This is a genomic window from Anaerotruncus sp. AF02-27, from assembly GCF_003465835.1.
In the GTDB taxonomy this organism is placed as follows: Bacteria; Bacillota; Clostridia; order Oscillospirales; family Ruminococcaceae; genus Anaerotruncus; species Anaerotruncus rubiinfantis.
This window is the reverse complement of sequence record NZ_QSBX01000022.1, coordinates 14,706-33,079: the sequence shown is the minus strand read 5'-3', so window position 1 is coordinate 33,079 and position 18,374 is coordinate 14,706. Positions and strand designations below refer to the sequence as shown.

Here is an 18,374-nt window from a genome sequence, read left to right as displayed (position 1 = left end):
AATTCCTCCTTAATAAGTGTAAATCAGTTTTGAAAAGCGCGTAAGGAAAGGTCCTCCAACCCTTGCCTTAACTGTTACCAGTATATCCCGTGAAACAGGAAATGTCAAGGGCTTTTTGTAACCAAATTGTAACTTTTGCAATTTATTTGTTACCGCTCTGTCACTTTTCTTACAGTTATTGGAAATTATTGCTTTTTATCGCAATTATTTATGAACAATTTGTAAACAAACGCAAAAGGAACGGACGTGGAGAGCCGTCCGTTCCTTTGTATCATACAGTTATGATTGGGGGTAAATTAGAAGCCAGTGCCGGGGTTGACTTTGTCAGCGCCGACAACTTCGTCAGCCGGAACTTCATCTTCAGCTTCGGTAACCGGAGCTTCAGCGAAGATGTAGGTGCCCAGGCGGCGGGTCTTCATGGTGAAGACAAACTCGTCGTCGTCATTGTAGCCAAAAGTACCCTTGGAAGTGATGTCGATCAGCTCGCCATCAGCGGTTTCTTCGTAGACAATGATGGAATCTTCGTCAACAGTCAGCTCCTCATCATCATCGATGTAAGGAACGTTGAGTTCAAGAACCGCACGGGAGGTGGAGGAGATCTCCGGAGTGCCAACCCACTGACGGACGAAAGCGTCCTGATCGTTGAACAGCTCGGCATACTTCACGTTGTCCCACTTGGTGGAGAGTTTCGGGAAGTAGTACTGGGTGGAAGAATCCATGTCAGCAGTCAGGACGGCGAGGGTGTTGTTCTCGTCTTCCCAGGTGATGGTGTTCTCTTCGTTCTTGACCGGTTTGACAAAGATGCCGCCGGTTCCAGCGGTGGTGTCATAGTCCTCTTCCTCAACCTTGTTGTTGCCCATCCAGATGGTCTGCTCTTTGAAGAAGATTTCAAAGTCTTTCAGTCCAGCAGCAAGCGTATCCATATATTTGCCCTTCGCGGTGAAGGAAGCGGTGAACTGGATTTTGTACTCGTTGTCGGTCTGATCGTCGTTCAGCTTGACCTCAATGACATTTTCACGGCCAGCAGCGCCACCAACATCTTTTTCGACCAGCTTGATCGATTTGATGTATTTGCTGTTCTCTTTGTCGAACTTGACCTTGAACAGGTCGCCGTCGGCCAGCTCAGCGGGGGTTACCTCAATCTTATCATGAGCAGCTGCCAAGGTGTTCGCAGCAATTTCGACTTTATCCAGGACATAATACAGGGTTTTGTCCGGAACGACATCCAGCGCGTTGGTGGCCTTGGTCCAACCGCCAAAATCAGCAGTATACGCGTCTTTCAGATAGACATTGGCAAAGTCCTGATCCTCAATGTCCACGTCCGCAGCGAGAGCGGTGACGCCCAGGGACAGAACGGTCGCCAGCGCCAGAACGAGCGCAAGTACCTTTTTCATTGGGAATTCCTCCTAGTAAATCATTTTGATTGGGAAAAATCTCTCCAAATTTCTCCTGTGGTCATAATTCTATCCCAAAATCTTCATATTGTCAATGGGTTTTGTCATAGTTTTGTAACTTTTTGTTACCGTTTTGTCATTTCTTTGAAAAACCGACCGGCTTTTTCGAGCATTCTACCGATCATTCCTTGCCCCCGGCAAGATTACCGTACCGCGCCTTCGCCAAAATAGCCAAAGCGCGCGATATAAGCATACTCGATGCGCGCATATGGCACGCCGTTTCGGTTTTTGAGCAGCACCAGCTCAACCGCGCGCGGGCTGCGCGCCTTGGCGGCGTTCACGTCGAACCCCGGCTCCCCCGCCCCGGAAAGCTGCAGGCCCAGCAGCACGTCGGAGGAATATTCCACCGCGCCGCTCTCCTTAAACGCCTCCATCGAAACCGCGTTGCGGTAATTCTCCCGGTTGAAGCTCGAAATGGCGAGCACCGGCAGGTCGAAATCCCGGCTGATGCGTTTGAGCTCGACCACGCTGCGGTCGGTGTTCTGTTTGTCGGTGGCGCGCGGATCGGCGGGCTTGAGAATCTGCAGGTAGTCCACAACCACAACCGGCTTGCAGCCGCGCAGCCGGATATGTTCGCCCACCGCGGCGCGGATATCCGCCGCCGAAATATCCCCAATCCCTTCCCGCAGGAAAAGCCGGCGCGCTTCATATTTATATTGTTCGATCGAATTGCTCAGCAGAATCCCCCGTTCCGGCGCGATGTCCTGCCGCAGCCGCATCACCTGCCGGGCGGTGAAGGCGTCCGCATGCCCCGCCGCCGGGTCGTTTTGATAGGTGAGGCGGGAGATGCTCTTGGACATCAGCTCCATACGGCTCATCTCCAGCGAAAAATAGAGCACGTCGGTTCCATGCGCCGCGATATAATCCGCTATCTGCAAAACAAACGACGTCTTGCCCAGCGACGATATCGCGCCGATGATATAGAGCCCGGCATAAAGCCCACCGTCCAGCACCCGGTCGAGCGCCGGGAAACCCGTCGGGCAGGCGTCGCGGGAGGCGCGGCGGATCGCTTCGTCAAGCAATTCCCCCACCGCCGCCGCCGCGCTCGTCTTTTCATAGGCCCGCCGGTCGGCGGACGCCGATAAGCCCAGCACCATCCGCAGCACTTCCCGGTCGCGCATCAGCAGTTCGTTAAAATCTTTTACCTGCGCGGGCAGCTGGATTTCCCCGCAGGAAAGCTCCTGCGCCCGCAGGCCTTTGGCCAGCTCCGCGTTCATCCGGCGGCCCGCCTCGTCCGCGTCGCCCGCCGCGATCAGCTTATATCGGTTTGCGGCGGCGGGATTCGCCCGGCAAAGCTCCAGGAATTTGCGCACATTCGCCGCGCCGCAGAGCGCCACCGCCTGATAGCCGCATTCCTCCGCCGACAGCGCGTCGAGGATCGATTCGGTGATGAAGAGGGCGCCCCCCTCCCCTTCCCCGTGAAAATAGCGCGCGCCGAAAATCTCCATCGGGCCGGGACTGTTTTTATACCGTGGCTGGAGGGTATCCGAAATTGCCCGCGCGCAGTAGCAGATACATTTCCCATCTTCAAACACCGGCATCCATGCGCGCCCGTCTGCCTGGAAAAGACGGTATTTTTCGCAGAGCCGCCGCGAAATGCCGCGCTTTTCAAAATATTCCCCGCCGAGCCCGTGCGTCTTGATCTTTTCTTCAATGAGCGCCGTATAATCCGCCTGCGGCACGGACTCCTGCGGCGCAGGCAAAGTGGCGGCGGGGAGCGTTTTCCGGATGGCCGCGGGCGCGCGGGCGGACAGAACCGCCCTGTCGCCGCGGCCAAAATCTTCCGGGAACGGCAGGCCGAAGATATCGCAGGCCTTCTTTACCTGACGCGGAAAACTGTCGCAGTCCGGGTAATCCATTGCGATCACATCAAAGATGTCATAGCTCGCGCCGCAGGAAAAACATTTGAGCTTGTGCGCCTGCTGGTAATAGGACATGCTCGGGTGGCGGTCCTCATGCTGCGGGTTGATGCAGCGGATAAGGCGGTTTTTCCGCCCGCCGATGAGGATGCGCTTCTGCGCCATGTATTCGGGCAGCAGCCCGCGGAGCTCTTCGAGAAGCCGTTCATTTTTCTGCATGGGGAGTTCTCCTTTCGCCGCGCATATCGTCGGGAATCCATGTTATGTAATGTAGCACAATGTATTCGCGAAGGCAAGCGCTCATCTGTTAATCTTTATATTCGTTTTTCTATTAGAAATCATATTAATTAATATAATAATTTATATAATATTCATTATAAAACATATTATAATAAAAAATATAATATAAATAATATTGTCGAATAAGATCGCAAATATATTCTTGCATATATATTCCAATCTATGTTATAATGGATTCGGTAATAGATTCGCTTATCGCACAGGAGGGACATTATGGGCAAGATCATCACCTTCGGAACCTTGAAGGGCGGCGTCGGCAAGACAATGCTCTGCTTTAATATCGGCGGGATCCTTTCGCAGCTCGGCTACCACGTGCTCGTGGTCGACAGCGACCTGCAGGGAAACCTCACCAACAATATGGGCATCGACCGTACCGATCCCGATCTCTGCACCACCTACGATATCTACAACATCGAATCCGAGCAGCCCGCGCCCGGACGGCTGATCCTTAAAAGCCCAATCGACCGGCTGCCGGGGCTCGACATGATCGCCGGATCGATCTTTCTGCACAAGGCCGAGCTCAAGATTGCTTCGGTCGCCGGGCGTGAACAGATCCTTTCAAACTATCTCGCCGACAATCAGGATTTTTTCGGCCAGTACGACTACATCCTGATCGATACCAATCCCAGTATGTCAATTGTCAACCAGAACGCATTTCTCGCCTCCGACGCAATTATGCTGGTGAGCGACGTTTCGATGAACGCCATCGAAGGCGCCCAGCTTTTCATTGCGCTGTGGGAGGAGGCCCGCCGCAGGCTGCGCCGCGCGGACAATATCAAGGGGTTTATCGTCAACGATTTCGACGCGCGCAACCGGCTTTCGGCGGATTTCCTGGAATTTCTGCGCACCTCGCCCGACACCGCCGATCTGCGTGAAATCCTCTTTGAGACGATCATCCCGCGCAATGTGCGCATCACTGAAAGCGAGCTGGCCGCCGTCCCCATTTCCATTTATGACCTGCGCTCCAAAGGATGCGACGCGATTGCGTCATTAGTCGACGAAATGCTCGCAAAAAAGATCCTATAATATAGTGTGCCGGACCAGACCCTCCGCCAGGCGGGCCGGGGCCGCGCGATGAACAGAAAGATCCTTGCAGGGAGGAAGTACATCATGGCAAATAAATTTACAAAAAGCGTCCTGGAACGCCAGGCGAAAGAGTACAAAACCCACCGCGCCCAGCCGGAAACGCAGGACATCCCCGCGCCTGTGCAGCAGGCCTCTTTGGCCGTCCCGGTTGTCTCTGCGGAAGAAACCGTCCCGGCGCAGGCAGAACCTGCGGCGGCCGTCCCGGAACCCACCCCGCCCACAAACCGCAGGCCCCCGGCTAAAAGCAGGCAGCAGCAAAGCGCAGCGCCGATTCCCGACTTGACCGCGTTCATTGTGCGCGAGGAGGGAAGAGCCGCCAAAAACAAAACCTTTTACCTTGACGCGGCTGTCATCGAAGCGATCCACCGGGCCGCGACAGCGCAAAAAGTCACCGACAGCAAGCTGGTGAACGATATCCTCAAGAAGATCCTCGGCGTTTAAATGTAAAGCTTATTGCCATTACATAAAAACACGAGATATTGGGGATACCGCTAACCGAAAGTGCGTACCAAACAAATAATATAATTCTAGTTATCGAAATTTATATCCCTTTTACACGGGTTTTCATCGATTTTCTTCTGTTTTTATTTTTCATCGAATCATCCCGGACAAACCCTATTTTACAGGATGTAATTTTGCCCCGCCGGTCAGCTAACCGAAACTGGGTACCAAACGAAATAAATTTTCTCGAATTTTAAATTTATCTTCTGATTTCTCTTGTTTTTTTCGTTTTTCATACATTTTTCCAAACTGTATCCATTCCCTGAAATCCTGTAAAGTAATTACCTTGCGTATTAATTTCCCGACATTCCCCGCGATGGTACCCAGATTCCCGGCAAAAGCCTGCCTGCAATTTGGTTCTTCAGAAACTGACCACCCGCTCCGCCAGCTAACCGAAACTGGGTACTCTTGCTGCGAATTTTTCAAAATTATCCGCTATTTTCTCTGTTTTTCAGAAGATTTCTTTCATTTTCTCGATTCCACCATATCGGGATACGCCCCCATCCAAAATGTCCGCAAAGTCCCTTTTTAAGCCGGATTGGAGGTCCCTCGCCGTACACCGGACAAAAATTCACTCAATTCCTTCAGACACCACTAACCAAAACTGCGTACCCAAAAAACAGTTTTCCCATTTATCCCTCCCATTCTCCAAATTTCAGGCTTTTTTGGGGAACTGCTCAAATTCTTATAGAGTCCCTGCCCGCGCGGTAAAATCCCTGTGCATTGGGACGGCATCGGCAAAGGCGCGGGTCTACCTGCCCGGAAACCCAAATGATAACTGTTCCATGGTTATTATATCAGATCCGCCTCCGGAGCGGACTCACCGCTTCTTGCCACCCCGCAAACCAAAAGTGACCACTGGACAAGCCAAAACTGCCTACCGGACAAGCCAAAACTGACCACCCGGCAAATTGACGCGTAATGCCCAAAAGGCCGCTGATTATGCTGGTAAATCAACCCATACTCCAAGGCTAAATTATGGGTGTATGTACTGTATGTAATGTAAGTACTGTAATAAAAAAGTAACGGCCTGCCTTTTCATAAGGCAGGCCGTCCTTTTTCTTTTGGCAGAATGAAAAAAGGACCGATAAAAAAAGAGCGGGCGGTATTCCCTTTTTTTGATGTTTATGGTAAAATAATTCTAATTGTGTACAGAACGGGAATGATAAGCGGGGAAGAAGGGAATTTCAGTGCAGGAAATCCTGTTGTGGCTGGGGGCCGGTTTCAGCCTGTTTGCCTGCATTTTTGCAGGCGCGGCGTTTTTGACGGCACGCAGGTCCGCGCAGGAAAGCGCGGATTTCGATCCCGCGCCAATCCTTTATGAGCTGGAACGCCTGCAGGAGCAGTTTCTTTCCGAAGGACGGCAGACCCGGCAGGAAACCCATCAAAACGTCGCGCGCACCGTGGGAACGCTGGGGGCGCAGCTTTCAAACGGGCAGCGGCAGCTGTCCGAACAGCTTTCCCGCCGGCAGGACTCCCTGCAAAAAACGGTCTCGGATGGGATGCGCGGGATCGACGCGCGTTTTTGTGCCTTTACGGCGCAGAATGAACAGCAGCTTTCCGGAATCCGCCAGACGGTTGAAACGCGGCTGGAAGCGATCCAGCAGGACAATGAGAAAAAGCTCGAGCAGATGCGGCATACGGTGGATGAAAAACTGCAGCGCACCCTCGAAAACCGCCTCAATCAGAGCTTTCAGGTGGTTGGCGAACGGCTCGAACAGGTTTATAAAGGCCTGGGAGAGATGCAGAGCCTTGCCGCCGGGGTTGGAGACCTCAAAAAAGTACTTTCCAATGTCAAAACGCGCGGCATCCTCGGGGAGGTCCAGCTTGGCGCGATCCTTTCCGAAATACTCTCGCCGGAACAGTACCGTGCCAATGTCGCCACCAAACGGGACAGCCGCAATGTTGTGGAGTTCGCGGTGGTGCTGCCGGGGGATGGGGAAACGCCTGTTCTCCTGCCGATCGATGCGAAATTTCCTTCCGACGCATACCTGCGGCTGACCGAAGCGTATGAAAAGGGCGACCCGGCCGCGGTGAGCGAAGCGTCGGCAGTGCTGTCCTCACGTATCCGGCTGTTTGCAAAGGACATCCGCGACAAATATATCGATCCCCCGGGCACGACCGATTTTGCGGTCATGTTCCTGCCATTTGAGGGGCTTTACGCCGAAGCGCTGCGCCTGGGCCTGCTGGAACCGCTCCAGCGGGACTTCAAGGTGACCATCGCTGGTCCAACCACAATGGCCGCGTTTCTGAACAGTTTGCAGATGGGTTTCCAAACGCTGGCAATTCAAAAGCGCAGCGGGGAAGTTTGGGCGGTACTGGGCGCGGTCAAGACCGAATTTGACCGGTTCGGGGAGGTGCTTGCGGCGACCCAGCAGCGGCTTGAACAGGCGAACAGCGAACTCGACAAGCTGGTCGGTGTGCGTACCCGCGCCATCCGGCGGCGGCTTGAAGCGGTGAGCGCGCTGCCGCAGCAGACCAATATGCCACCTGTGCCCGGGGAAGACTTCGGGGAAGATTGAACGATTGGGAATGGAAGAATTCTTATGTTAGTAAGCCTTGAAAATGTAACCAAGCTGTTTGCCGACAGGATCATCTTTACAGGGGTGAACGCCGCGGTTGAAGAAGGGGACCGGATCGGCCTGGTCGGCGCGAACGGCGCGGGAAAGACCACCCTTCTCAATGTCCTCAACGGGGATTATCCGCCGGACGAGGGGGACCGCGCGGTTTTAAGCGGCCTTTCGATCGGTTTTCTGCGGCAGACGAGCGGACTCGACAGTGAAAATACCATTTATGGGGAGATGCGGTCGGTCTTTGGGGAACTGCTCGACGCGCAGGCAAAGCTCAGGCGCCTGGCCGCGCGGATGGCACAGTATGCCGACCACGCGGACGCGGAATATATCGCGCTCGCGGAGGAGTATAACCGCCTGCAGGCCTGGTTTGAAACGAATGAGGGCTATCAGATCGATGTCAAAATCCGAACCGTTCTCAACGGTATGGGATTTGGGGACCGGGATGATCGCACGGTCTGCGGGACCCTTTCGGGCGGTGAAAAAACCCGGCTTGCGCTGGCCAAGCTCCTGCTCGCAAACCCAGGCCTGCTCATGCTCGACGAGCCGACCAACCATCTCGATTTCGCAACCCTGCAGTGGCTCGAAAGCTATTTACAGGAATATAAGGGCGCCATTGTTGTGGTTTCGCACGACCGGTATTTCCTCGATAAAATCTGTAACAAAATCTGGGATCTTGTGGGGCTTCGGGTCAATGCCTATAAGGGGAATTATACAAAATTTACCGCGACGCGGCAGATGATCTATGAACGCCAGCGCAAGGAATACGAGATGCAGCAGGCGCATGTGGCCAAGCTCACCGATTATATCGCGCGCAACAAGGTGCGTGCTTCGACCGCCGCGATGGCCAAGTCAAAAGAGAAGGAGCTCGCCCGGATGGAGCTTGTAAAGCTCCCGCCGCGGCCGGTCACGCCGGTGCGCATGGCGTTTCGATATGAACGCGAACCGGTCAAGGACGTGCTGCATGTCGAGGGGCTGACCCTCAGGGTGGGGGAAGGCGCGCAGGAGAAACAGCTTTGTGAAAAGATCGATTTCGACCTGATGCGCGGAGAAAAGGTTGCGCTGGTCGGCGCCAACGGCGTGGGGAAATCCACCTTTTTGAAGGTGCTTCTCGGGCTGGCCGAACCGGTGGAAGGGCGGATTCTCTGGGGCAGGAATGTGAAACACTCCTACTTTGAACAGGAACAGACCGGGCTGAGCCCGTTTAAAACGGTGCTTTCCGAGCTTTGGGACCGGTTCCCCGCAACCTATGAGCAGGATGTGCGCAATGTACTGGGGAATTTGCAGTTCTCCGGGGAAACGATCAAAAAGGAAGTCCGGATGCTTTCAGGCGGGGAAAAGGCGCGGCTCAAGTTCGCCATTATGATGTATGAGGGCGGAAACGTCCTCGTCATGGACGAACCGACCAACCATCTTGATTTGCCCACCAAGGAAGCGCTCGACAAAGCGCTTATGGAATTTGAGGGCACTATTTTAATGGTTTCGCATGACCGTTATCTGCTTTCAAAGGTGCCGACCCGGATTGTTGAGATGTTCCCTGATGGGTTCAAAAGCTATCAGGGCGGGTATGAATCGTACCTTGCCGCGACCGAAGCGGAGAAGCCCGCGCAGGAAAAACCGGCGGAAAAACCCGCCCCCGCCAAACCGGAAAACGAATACTACCGCAGCAAGAAACAGCGCGCGCTCGAAGTGGCGCGGAAAAAACGGCTGCGGGAAGTTGAACAGGAAATCTCCGACCTGGAGCTTTCGATCGCATTGGAACAGGAGCGGCTCACCCAGCCGGAGATTTCGAGCGATTATCAGAAGGTGGCGGATCTGTGCGCGCAGCTGGAAGCCATGCGGATCCAGCTTGGAGGGCTGATGGAAGAATGGGCGGAGCTTTCCGAACAGGTGGAAGCGTCCGCCGGGAATATGTAAAATCTACGACAGAATAAGAGGTCTGCACAGATGTCAATCGGTATCATACTGGCCAAACAGGTGGCGGTGATCACGCTGCTGATGGCGGTTGGGATTTTCGCCAAAAAGCGCGGAATCCTGAATCTGGCCGCCGCAAAGAATATTTCGGATTTTGTCCTGATCGTGATCACCCCGATGCTCATGCTCCAGATTATCCTGGAGGATTTTGCGGTTGAGAAGTTCCGGGAGCTGGGGATCGGCATGGTGGTGGCGGCAATTTTCCATCTCATGGCGATCGGCGTCACAAAGCTGCTCATCCGTCCGGACCCATCCGGAATCCACAATCTCGAACGTTTTGGCGCGATCTGCTCGAACGCGGGCTTCATGGGATTGCCGCTGATGGTGGCGGTGCTCGGACCGGAGGGAAGGGTGCATTCAGCAGCCTTTCTCACCGTGATGACCGTCTACTTCTGGACCCACGGGCTCATGCTCATCAAAGGGGACAAAGGGGTCAGCGCCAAGGAGATCCTCACCGCGCCTGGAATTGTGGGGCTGGCGGCCGGGCTGGCGATCTTCTTTTTGGGCATCCGCCTGCCGGAGCCGGCAATGCACACCATCGATTACCTCGCAAGTATGAACACCCCGCTGCCCACCATCATCACCGGCGTTTTTGTCGCGGACCTCGATTTTAAAAAGGCCTTTACCAACCTGCGCGCCTATTGGGCGGTGGCGGTCCGCCTGCTGGTTCTGCCGGGCGTTTTTATTCTGCTCCTGTGGCTGCTGCGGGTTCCGTACTGGCTGCCGGGCGGCGGGACGATCGCGCTGGCGGCGGTGATTTCCTGCTGCTGCACCTGTGCGGCCAACACGGTTATGATGCCGGTTTCCTATGGCGGGGACGTACAGCATGGCGCCAGCCTGGTGGTGATGTCAATGCTCGGGTCGCTGGTGACCATTCCGCTTGTCGCTACCGTGGCCGAGATGGTTTTCCTTTGATTACATAAGGCTGGAAACCAGCTGCTTTCGAAAAATAGTGAAAAAACGCCCGTGGAGAATCCACGGGCGTTTTTTAATAGATATGGGTTTCAAGATGCTTTTTGATCTTCTTTGCGTCATGCGAGCGGATGAAGGAGATGTATTCACGATGCTCGCGGCTGACTGTTTCAAGATCGAAGTGCTGGATGCCCTGATAGAGCAGGCGCGCGTGAATTTTTGCGATAATGATATTCCAAAGCGCGCAGATGGTTGCGTTGGCGGAATGTTCGACAAGATAGGTGTGCAGCGCGATGTCAAGGTCAGTCAGCTCGTCAAGGTTTTCCTTGTGGCAGGCTTCCTCCATCTGTCCGACCAGCGAATCGAGATAGGCATAGTCCTCGTCGTTCAGATCCTTGTAGGCGTTCTGGGCGACATAGGTTTCGATGATCCGCCGGATCGGCACGAAGATCTCCTCGGTCTGCTCGGGATCAATCTCCGCGACCACCGTTTCCCGGTAGGGGTGGGAGTAGATGAGCCCCTCCTGCGCCAGGCGGCTGAACGCTTCGCGCACCGGCCCGCGGCTGATCCCCATCTGCGCGGCGATATCGGCTTCCCGCAGACGGTCGCCGGGCGCGAGGTCGCCGCGGATGATCGCCTGTTTGATGGAATCGTAGGCAAAATCCTTGCGGGAAAGCTGGGGGGTTTTGGAAAATTTGAATGTATCTGGCATAGTCACAATCCTCTTTGGCCGGAGACCGGCCTCTTCTTTCTATAGTAATGATAAAGCATTCGGGATTGAAAATCAAGTAGAAATTGCATAAAGAAGATTGTTAACAATCTACAATTGACTTTTTGAAAAAATGATGTAGAATAAAGGCAGGTCGAGACCGAAAACCATTTGAGGTGATAACGTGAAAATAACAAAAGTGGAAGCCATCCCTGTCCGCCAGCCGGGCGAAATCCAGAAGATCAACGACAGCGCCCAGGACGGCGTCATCATCAAAGTCTACACCGATGAGGGCATCACCGGCTACGGCGAAGTCGATTCCGCCCCCTGGGTTGTCAAAGCCATCATCGATTCCCCGGTGTCCCACCGCATCTGCCAGGGGCTGGGCCAGTCGATCATCGGCATGGACCCGTTCCAGACCGAACGGATCTGGGAGACCATGTACTTGAACAGCATGTTCTACGGTCGGCGCGGCGCGGTTGTCCATGCGATGAGCGGCATCGACATCGCGCTTTGGGACATTGTCGGCAAGGCGCTTGGAAAGCCGATTTACCAGCTGCTCGGCGGGGAGTTCCGCAGCAAAGTGCGCGCCTACGGCAGCACGCTGATGCCGTACACGCCGGAGGAATCCGCCGAAGAGGCGCTCAAGTGGAAGGAGCAGGGCTTTTCGGCGGTCAAGATGGGATGGGGCGGCTTTGAGCTTCCGTTCCGCGACAATGTGAAACTGGTTGAGGCCGCGCGCCGGGCGATCGGAGACGACATGGATCTCATGCTGGATATCGGCTTCATTCCGTCGCCCGACTGCCCCATCGATTCCGCCTCGCGGCTGCTGCTCGCCAAAGAACTGCGGCAGTACAACCCTTACTGGATCGAGGAAGCGGTTTCGCCGGACGATTACGACGGATACAAGATGCTGGCTGAATCGATTGACACCAGAATTGCCGGCGGCGAGAACGAATCCACCCGTTACGGATTCCGGCAGCTGATCGAATACTGCAAGCTGGATATCCTGCAGCCGGACATCACCCGATGCGGCGGCCTCACCGAGGCGAAGAAGATCGCCACCATGGCGCAGGCGCACAACATCACCGTTGTGCCGCACGCCTGGAGCAGCGGCATCGTCATCGCTGCCTCGCTGCAGCTGATCGCGTCGATCCCGAACGCGAACCTGCTGGAATACTGTGTGTGGGACACCCCGATCCGCAAGGAGATGCTGGTCAGCGACTTCACCCTGAAAGACGGATACGTCAGCGTGCCGCAGGGGCCGGGGCTTGGTATCGAGCTGGACGACGCCGCGATTGAAAAATACCGCTGCGACCGGTTCTAAACAGGGGATAAGGAGGAAAAGGAATGGAATCATCCAAAAAGGGCGGAAAATGGTTCGCGGTCCTCTATAAGGCGCTCGAAGGAATTTCCGCGGTGCTGATGGGGCTTTTGGTGGTCATCGTCCTGTACAGCGTTTTCAGCCGGTACGTGCTCAATTCATCGATCGCGTGGGCGGAGGAGATGTCCCGCTTTCTGATGATCACAATGGTCTGTGTGGGCGCCGTGACCGCCTACTTCAACAACGAGCACCTCGGGTTGGACATCCTGGTCAAGTTTTTGCCGGCGCAGCTGCACCGGTACGTCGACCTGGTGCGCGACCTGCTGATCCTGTTCATCACCGGATTTATGACGACCGGCGGCTGGAGGCTGATGCTGGAATCGTTCGATTCGGTTTCCCCGGCGATGCGCATCCGTGTGGGGTATGTCTATATCATCCTGCCGGTGTTTACGGCGATGCTCTGCCTCACGACGCTCTGCCGGGTTGTGCGCGGGGTTCACGGCCTCGCGCGGAAAAAGGAGGCGGAATAAATGGTTGTCATCCTGTTTCTGGTGAGCCTGTTCGGCTTTATCCTGCTCAATGTTCCGATCGCCTTCAGCCTGCTGCTGAGCGCGGTGGTACTGATGTGCTATATGGGCGACTGGTCGTCCTATATCATCATGCAGAGTCTGGTGCGCGGGTTTGACAGCTTCAGCCTGCTTGCGATCCCGTTCTTTATCCTCGCGGGTGAAATCATGAACACCGGCGGGCTTTCCAAGCGGATTGTCGGGTTTGCCCGTTCGTTCATGGGGCACATCCGGGGCAGCCTCGGCTATGCCGCCATCCTTTCGAGTATGGTTTTCGCGGGCGTTTCCGGTTCGGCCGACGCGGACACCTCGGCGATCGGCTCGATCCTTTTGCCGATGATGGACGAGGAGGGCTACGACCGCAAGGTCTGCACCGCGCTGATCGCGACTTCCGGCTGTATCGGCCCGATCATCCCGCCGTCGATCCCGATGATCCTTTACGGCGTGACCGCGAGCGTTTCGATCAGCAAGCTTTTCCTGGGGGGCATCATTCCGGGCATCCTGGTCGGGGTGGGGCTCATGACCGTCTGGGGCTTCTATGTAAAAAAACAGCGTTATGGGGATTCCTCGGATAAATTCTCCTGGAAAACGGTCTGGTACCACACCAAACGCGCGTTTTTCGCGCTGCTGCTTCCGGTCATCATCCTGGGAGGCATCATCACCGGCGTTGTGACGCCGACCGAATCGGCGGTCATCGCGGTGGCGTATGCGTTTGTGGTATCCAAATTTGTCTACCGTGAGCTTTCTCTGCGGGAACTGCCGCGGATGCTTGCGTCGACCGCCCGCAGCACCGCGGTCATCATGATGGTCTGCGGCGCTGCGATGTCGGTCGCCTACTACATCACGCTGGCGCAGGTGCCAAAGCAGCTCTCGAATCTGCTGCTTTCGATCTCGGACAATGTGGTCGTGATCATGCTGCTGATTAACCTCTTGCTGCTGATCATCGGCTGTGTCATGGACCTCGCGCCGGCCATCTTCCTGATGACCCCGATCCTGCTGCCGATCATCCAGAGCTTTGGCCTCGACCCGATCTATTTCGGCGTGGTCATGTGCATCAATCTCTGCATCGGCCTGGTCACGCCGCCGGTCGGAACGGTTCTGTATGTCGTCTGCGGGCTCTCCAAGGTTTCAATCTTCGATCTCATCAAACCGCTGATCCCATTTATTTCGGTCATGATCGCGGTGCTGCTGCTGGTCACCTATATCCCAGGGCTCATCCTGTTTATTCCGAATATGTTTGCCTGAGCGGCTTTCAAATTCAGCGTCTGAAAAGGAGAAGGAATTATGAAGAAGAAATTACTCGCACTCATTCTCACCGCAACCCTTGCTGCCGGCATGATGACCGGATGCCTTTCGAGCAGCGCCACCCCGCCCGCGGCTTCCGCGCCGCAGGCGCAGCAGAGCGCCGCTGACCCGGCCCCGGCTGCGGATTCCGGTACGGAAAAAACGGTCATCAAGATCAGCTTTGCGGGCGGCGATGCCCATCCGATTATGAAAACCCTCGAAGAATTCAAAAAGATGTTTGAAGAACGGACCGAAGGCCGCTATGACGTGCAGCTTTACGCGAACGCGGTGCTCGGTGACGACCTCAAGGCGACCGAGCAGGTCAAGGCTGGAATGCTTGACGCGGTCGTGACCTCGCCTTCGCCGGTCGGCACCATCGTAAAAGAGGTCATGGTCTTTGACCTGCCATACCTCTTTAAAAGCGAGGAGGAGGCAGACCAGATCCTTTCCGGCCCGTTTGCGCAGTATCTCGACGACAAAATGGCCGAAAAAGGCCTTGTCAACGTCGCTTGGTACGAGGACGGGTTCCGCCATCTGACCAACTCGAAGCAGGCGGTCACCTCTCCCGCGGATGTGAAAGGCATGAAGATCCGCACGATGGAAAACCCCATCCACCTCGCCGCATGGAAGGTGCTTGGCGCGAATCCGACCCCGATGGCCTACACCGACGTGTTCACCGCGCTGCAGCAGCATGTCATCGATGGGCAGGAGAACCCGTTCCCGACCATCTATGACGGCAAATTCTACGAGGTCCAGAAGTATCTGTCCACCACCGGCCACGTCTATTCGCCGTTCATTTTCGTCTACAGCGGCCAGCTCTTTGAGAAGCTCCCGGCGGAAGATCAGGCGATCTTTAAAGAGGTGGCAAAGGCCACCGAGCCGGTCAACCGCGAAATCAACCGCGCGGACGCGCAGTCCTGCCGCGAAAAGATGGAAGCGGCGGGTATGGAGGTCACCGACCTCACAATGGAACAGAAACAGGTCTTTCAGGATCTTCTGACCCCGATCTGGGGCGATTTCACCGATGTGTTCGGCGAGGAAGCGCTCGCCAAGCTCCAGGAAGAACTGGCAAAACTCTAAAAAAGATCCCAAACGGTAAAAACCGGGAAGCGCCCCATCTGGGCGCTTCCCGGTTTTTTTACTTATACAGCAAAGGCGCTGCGTTTGTTTTTTTGGCCGTGCTGTATTCCCACAACGCCAGGTAAAGCGCCGCGGAAAATTCGTCGGTCATGACGGCGGCAACCGGCAGGAGGTTGAGCGGTCGTCTGTGCGCGATGCAGGCCCGGATGATCCGGTAGAGGTATTTCGCGCGGGCGGCGCGGCCCGCAAGTTCGAGCGCGGCGGTGACAGCGGCCTGCGCGGTGTCCGCCCAGAAATCCAGCCCTTCAAGCGCGTCCGGGATTTCGGTGGCTTCGACCGCTTCGGAAAGACGCTGGCCAAAACGGGCAAGGGAATAAAGTGTCCCGGTCTGGAGCCCGAAAAGTTCCGCGGCTGATTCCATCCCGTCGAGCGCGAAGCCGCGCAGGGCAGGCGGCGCGATCCCGCGGCGGAAAACACGTTTCTGCACCGCCTTGTAGGCGACCGAGTCGAGAAACCGGTGGCGCACGCTGTGGAATCCCAGCAGTTCGCAGACCTCATAGAAGGCGCCGTAATACTGCCGAACCACCGTTTGCAGCGTACCTTTGACAAAAGCGAAGGCGAATCCGTCGCAGACGCCATAGGAACGCATGGTGTCGAGATAGCCAAGACGCATGTTCTGGCGCGCGGAATTCGGGTCGAAGAGCAGCACCGACCCCAGGTTCCAATAGCTGCGGATCTCGCGCACTTCGGCCTGTACGGCCGCTTTTTCCCGCCGGATTACCCCCGGCGCGTCCATGTTGACCGCGATGATCCGGCTGGCGCCGCGCGCGGCCGCCATCTGCATGGGCATATTGTCATAGTAGCCGCCGTCAATGTAATATTCCCCGTCAATCCGGTGGGGCCTGATGGCGGGGAAGAGGGCGGAGGAGGCAAGCAGATAGTCGATGAGCTTCCCTTTTGGGAGCTGGTCGGCCCAGACGGGCACCGGACGCATGGCGGGGACCTGCACGGTCATCAGCCCAAACGCGACCGGTGACTGGCGGATGGTCTCCTCATCCAGATAGCTCTCCAGGATTTCCCGCAGCGGACTGGTATCGGCGCCGCCCTGCTCGAATGCCGCTTTGCCGAACAGCTTTACCGCCTCAAGCCATTTTTTTTCACGCGGGAGCTTCTCATCGAGCGGCAGGTCAAATACCCGGGAGGTTTCAAGCTCCCGCCAGAGCTTTTCCGCCTCCTCAAAACTGCCCTGTGCGATCACCGCGCCATTGAGCGCGCCGACCGATGTGCCGGTCACGATTGAAAAGCGCTCATCCAGCTCCCCCAATGCCCGCCAGACGCCGATTTCATACGCGCCGCGGCTGCCGCCTCCGGAAAGCACCAATGCGGTCTTTTCCATTGTTCTCCCGCCCTTCCTTTTTTATAGGATTATTATATGCGATCCTGCTTTTCCGGCTGTGACAAAACTGTAAAGATCTTTGCCGGAAAACCAGTTTTTTATCCAAATGTGTTGAATTTGTGAAAATGCACTAAAAAATTCGCAAAAAGATCATCCAATTCATCCATCCAATTATAGCAAAATTCTGGCAAACCCGTGCAGTAAAACTTGGAAGGATTTCCACTGATAAGATACAACGATCATTTTTCAGGAAAGGAAGAATCTTATGAAAAAGCTACTCGCGGCGATCCTGGCGGGTGCAATGCTGCTCAGCCTGAATATAACGGCTTTTGCAGCCACCGCCAAAACCACCACTGTCAACATTACAAACCTGACCGGCAACCCGGTTGACGAGGACGGCAACCCCATCAAATATGACGATTCGGTCGAACCGAATCAGACCATCTATTTCCTCATCCCGCCCGCTGCCGCCAAACAGCTCAACGACTCGAAGATCACCAAGGTGTCGGTGCGCAAGACCAAAAACTCCAAGCTGGTCAAGTCAGTCAAGCTCGTGGAAAAACGCCTGACCACCAACTCCAAACTCGTCGCGTCGGTCCCCACCGGTACGATCAAGGAAAACAAATGGGAGTATTCCCTCCTGCCGCTTAACAAACGATACAGCTATCTCGCGGTCGAGCTCAACGACATGACCGGTTCGGATGAGTACAAGGTCCAGATGGACGTCACTTTTACCGGCAAGAGTTCCAAGGACGCAAACTACAAGGAATTCCCGCTCATTGGCGCACCGAACGACAAGTTCAAATTTGCCAAGGGCGACAAGCTGACCCTCTCGACCTCCTTCTTTGTTGCGAACAAGACCGAGTCGGGCGACGACGCTTCGATCACCGTCGGCAAGAAGGGCTTGACCATCAAACCGGTCAAGAACGAAACCAACGAAATCAACTTTGAAAACGACAGCGACGCGCTTGCGACCCTGACCTTCAAAGCGACCAGCAACCCGGATAAATTCTATGCGAAACTCTCGACCAAATGGACCAGCGACCTGCTCGCGAAGTTCAAGAACACCGATGCGGTGATCCGTAAATTCTCCGCCGCCACCATCGATTCGACCTCCCGCGCAACCCTTGCGCTGGCGAACCCCTTCGATCCGGACGACTACGATGTGGACCGCGTCTACATCTACAGCGTCGGCGCAAACAATAAGCTGACCAATGTCACCAGCAAATTTACTTACAATGAGGACGACGACACCTTCGAGACCAAGACCCGCACCCTGGGCACCTGGATCATCTCGGACGTGAAGATCAAGACCACGAAATAAAGCACCCCAAACCATCAACCGGCCCGGAACTTGCG

At 55.5% G+C, this 18,374-nt stretch carries 14 protein-coding genes; 10 read left to right on the top strand and 4 right to left on the bottom strand.

Annotation, left to right across the window (positions count from 1 at the left end; translation table 11 throughout):
• Positions 1 to 296 precede the first annotated feature (296 nt).
• Complete coding sequence (locus DWV16_RS14410; protein WP_118479904.1) at positions 297 to 1,394, bottom strand: hypothetical protein; 1,098 nt, start codon at positions 1,392 to 1,394, stop codon at positions 297 to 299.
• Between the two features lie 203 nt (positions 1,395 to 1,597).
• Positions 1,598 to 3,532 carry a DnaB-like helicase C-terminal domain-containing protein gene (locus DWV16_RS14405; protein WP_118479902.1) on the bottom strand — a complete coding sequence of 645 codons (1,935 nt, stop codon included), beginning with the start codon at positions 3,530 to 3,532 and terminating at the stop codon, positions 1,598 to 1,600.
• A gap of 294 nt (positions 3,533 to 3,826) precedes the next feature.
• Here DWV16_RS14405 and DWV16_RS14400 point away from each other — a divergent pair, with 294 nt between their 5' ends.
• The 5 genes from DWV16_RS14400 (at position 3,827) to DWV16_RS14380 (ending at position 10,659) form a co-directional block, all read left to right on the top strand.
• Entirely contained in the window at positions 3,827 to 4,639 is an 813-nt protein-coding gene (locus DWV16_RS14400; protein WP_066452441.1) for a ParA family protein, read from the top strand.
• An 84-nt stretch (positions 4,640 to 4,723) separates the two neighbouring features.
• Complete coding sequence (locus tag DWV16_RS14395) at positions 4,724 to 5,140, top strand: hypothetical protein (RefSeq protein ID WP_118479900.1); 417 nt, start codon at positions 4,724 to 4,726, stop codon at positions 5,138 to 5,140.
• Positions 5,141 to 6,390: 1,250 nt separating this feature from the next.
• Positions 6,391 to 7,722 carry a DNA recombination protein RmuC gene (gene rmuC / locus DWV16_RS14390; RefSeq protein ID WP_243007333.1) on the top strand — a complete coding sequence of 444 codons (1,332 nt, stop codon included), beginning with the start codon at positions 6,391 to 6,393 and terminating at the stop codon, positions 7,720 to 7,722.
• A 24-nt stretch (positions 7,723 to 7,746) separates the two neighbouring features.
• Positions 7,747 to 9,687 (top strand): ABC-F family ATP-binding cassette domain-containing protein, encoded by a 1,941-nt coding sequence (locus tag DWV16_RS14385; RefSeq protein ID WP_118479898.1) that lies wholly within the window; start codon positions 7,747 to 7,749, stop codon positions 9,685 to 9,687.
• Between the two features lie 30 nt (positions 9,688 to 9,717).
• Entirely contained in the window at positions 9,718 to 10,659 is a 942-nt protein-coding gene (locus DWV16_RS14380) for an AEC family transporter (RefSeq protein WP_066452445.1), read from the top strand.
• 73 nt (positions 10,660 to 10,732) lie between these two features.
• Here the strand turns inward: DWV16_RS14380 and DWV16_RS14375 are convergent, their stop codons facing one another.
• Entirely contained in the window at positions 10,733 to 11,368 is a 636-nt protein-coding gene (locus tag DWV16_RS14375) for a GntR family transcriptional regulator (RefSeq protein WP_066452446.1), read from the bottom strand.
• 181 nt (positions 11,369 to 11,549) lie between these two features.
• On the opposite strand from DWV16_RS14375, the gene DWV16_RS14370 reads away from it, so the two are divergent.
• From DWV16_RS14370 to dctP, 4 genes are read left to right on the top strand one after another with little or no spacing between them, the layout of a single operon-like run.
• Positions 11,550 to 12,692, top strand: coding sequence for a mandelate racemase/muconate lactonizing enzyme family protein (locus tag DWV16_RS14370; protein ID WP_066452447.1), 1,143 nt, complete (start codon positions 11,550 to 11,552; stop codon positions 12,690 to 12,692).
• 23 nt (positions 12,693 to 12,715) lie between these two features.
• Complete coding sequence (locus tag DWV16_RS14365) at positions 12,716 to 13,219, top strand: TRAP transporter small permease (protein WP_066452448.1); 504 nt, start codon at positions 12,716 to 12,718, stop codon at positions 13,217 to 13,219.
• Positions 13,220 to 14,500, top strand: coding sequence for a TRAP transporter large permease (locus tag DWV16_RS14360; protein ID WP_066452449.1), 1,281 nt, complete (start codon positions 13,220 to 13,222; stop codon positions 14,498 to 14,500). It begins immediately after the preceding gene.
• A gap of 39 nt (positions 14,501 to 14,539) precedes the next feature.
• Positions 14,540 to 15,619, top strand: a complete 1,080-nt coding sequence (gene dctP, locus DWV16_RS14355; RefSeq protein ID WP_066452450.1) for a TRAP transporter substrate-binding protein DctP — start codon at positions 14,540 to 14,542, stop codon at positions 15,617 to 15,619.
• A 58-nt stretch (positions 15,620 to 15,677) separates the two neighbouring features.
• Here the strand turns inward: dctP and DWV16_RS14350 are convergent, their stop codons facing one another.
• Entirely contained in the window at positions 15,678 to 17,015 is a 1,338-nt protein-coding gene (locus tag DWV16_RS14350; RefSeq protein ID WP_118479896.1) for a patatin-like phospholipase family protein, read from the bottom strand.
• Between the two features lie 265 nt (positions 17,016 to 17,280).
• On the opposite strand from DWV16_RS14350, the gene DWV16_RS14345 reads away from it, so the two are divergent.
• On the top strand, positions 17,281 to 18,339 hold the full coding sequence (locus DWV16_RS14345; RefSeq protein ID WP_118479894.1) for a hypothetical protein: 1,059 nt from the start codon (positions 17,281 to 17,283) through the stop codon (positions 18,337 to 18,339).
• Positions 18,340 to 18,374: the final 35 nt, after the last annotated feature.

Coding starts and splice junctions, on each gene's coding strand:
- DWV16_RS14410 (WP_118479904.1), bottom strand. CDS start 1,394: ATGAAAAAGGTACTTGCGCTCGTTCTGGCGCTGGCGACCGTTCTGTCC.
- DWV16_RS14405 (WP_118479902.1), bottom strand. CDS start 3,532: ATGCAGAAAAATGAACGGCTTCTCGAAGAGCTCCGCGGGCTGCTGCCC.
- DWV16_RS14400 (WP_066452441.1), top strand. CDS start 3,827: ATGGGCAAGATCATCACCTTCGGAACCTTGAAGGGCGGCGTCGGCAAG.
- DWV16_RS14395 (WP_118479900.1), top strand. CDS start 4,724: ATGGCAAATAAATTTACAAAAAGCGTCCTGGAACGCCAGGCGAAAGAG.
- DWV16_RS14385 (WP_118479898.1), top strand. CDS start 7,747: ATGTTAGTAAGCCTTGAAAATGTAACCAAGCTGTTTGCCGACAGGATC.
- DWV16_RS14380 (WP_066452445.1), top strand. CDS start 9,718: ATGTCAATCGGTATCATACTGGCCAAACAGGTGGCGGTGATCACGCTG.
- DWV16_RS14375 (WP_066452446.1), bottom strand. CDS start 11,368: ATGCCAGATACATTCAAATTTTCCAAAACCCCCCAGCTTTCCCGCAAG.
- DWV16_RS14365 (WP_066452448.1), top strand. CDS start 12,716: ATGGAATCATCCAAAAAGGGCGGAAAATGGTTCGCGGTCCTCTATAAG.
- DWV16_RS14360 (WP_066452449.1), top strand. CDS start 13,220: ATGGTTGTCATCCTGTTTCTGGTGAGCCTGTTCGGCTTTATCCTGCTC.
- dctP (WP_066452450.1), top strand. CDS start 14,540: ATGAAGAAGAAATTACTCGCACTCATTCTCACCGCAACCCTTGCTGCC.
- DWV16_RS14350 (WP_118479896.1), bottom strand. CDS start 17,015: ATGGAAAAGACCGCATTGGTGCTTTCCGGAGGCGGCAGCCGCGGCGCG.
- DWV16_RS14345 (WP_118479894.1), top strand. CDS start 17,281: ATGAAAAAGCTACTCGCGGCGATCCTGGCGGGTGCAATGCTGCTCAGC.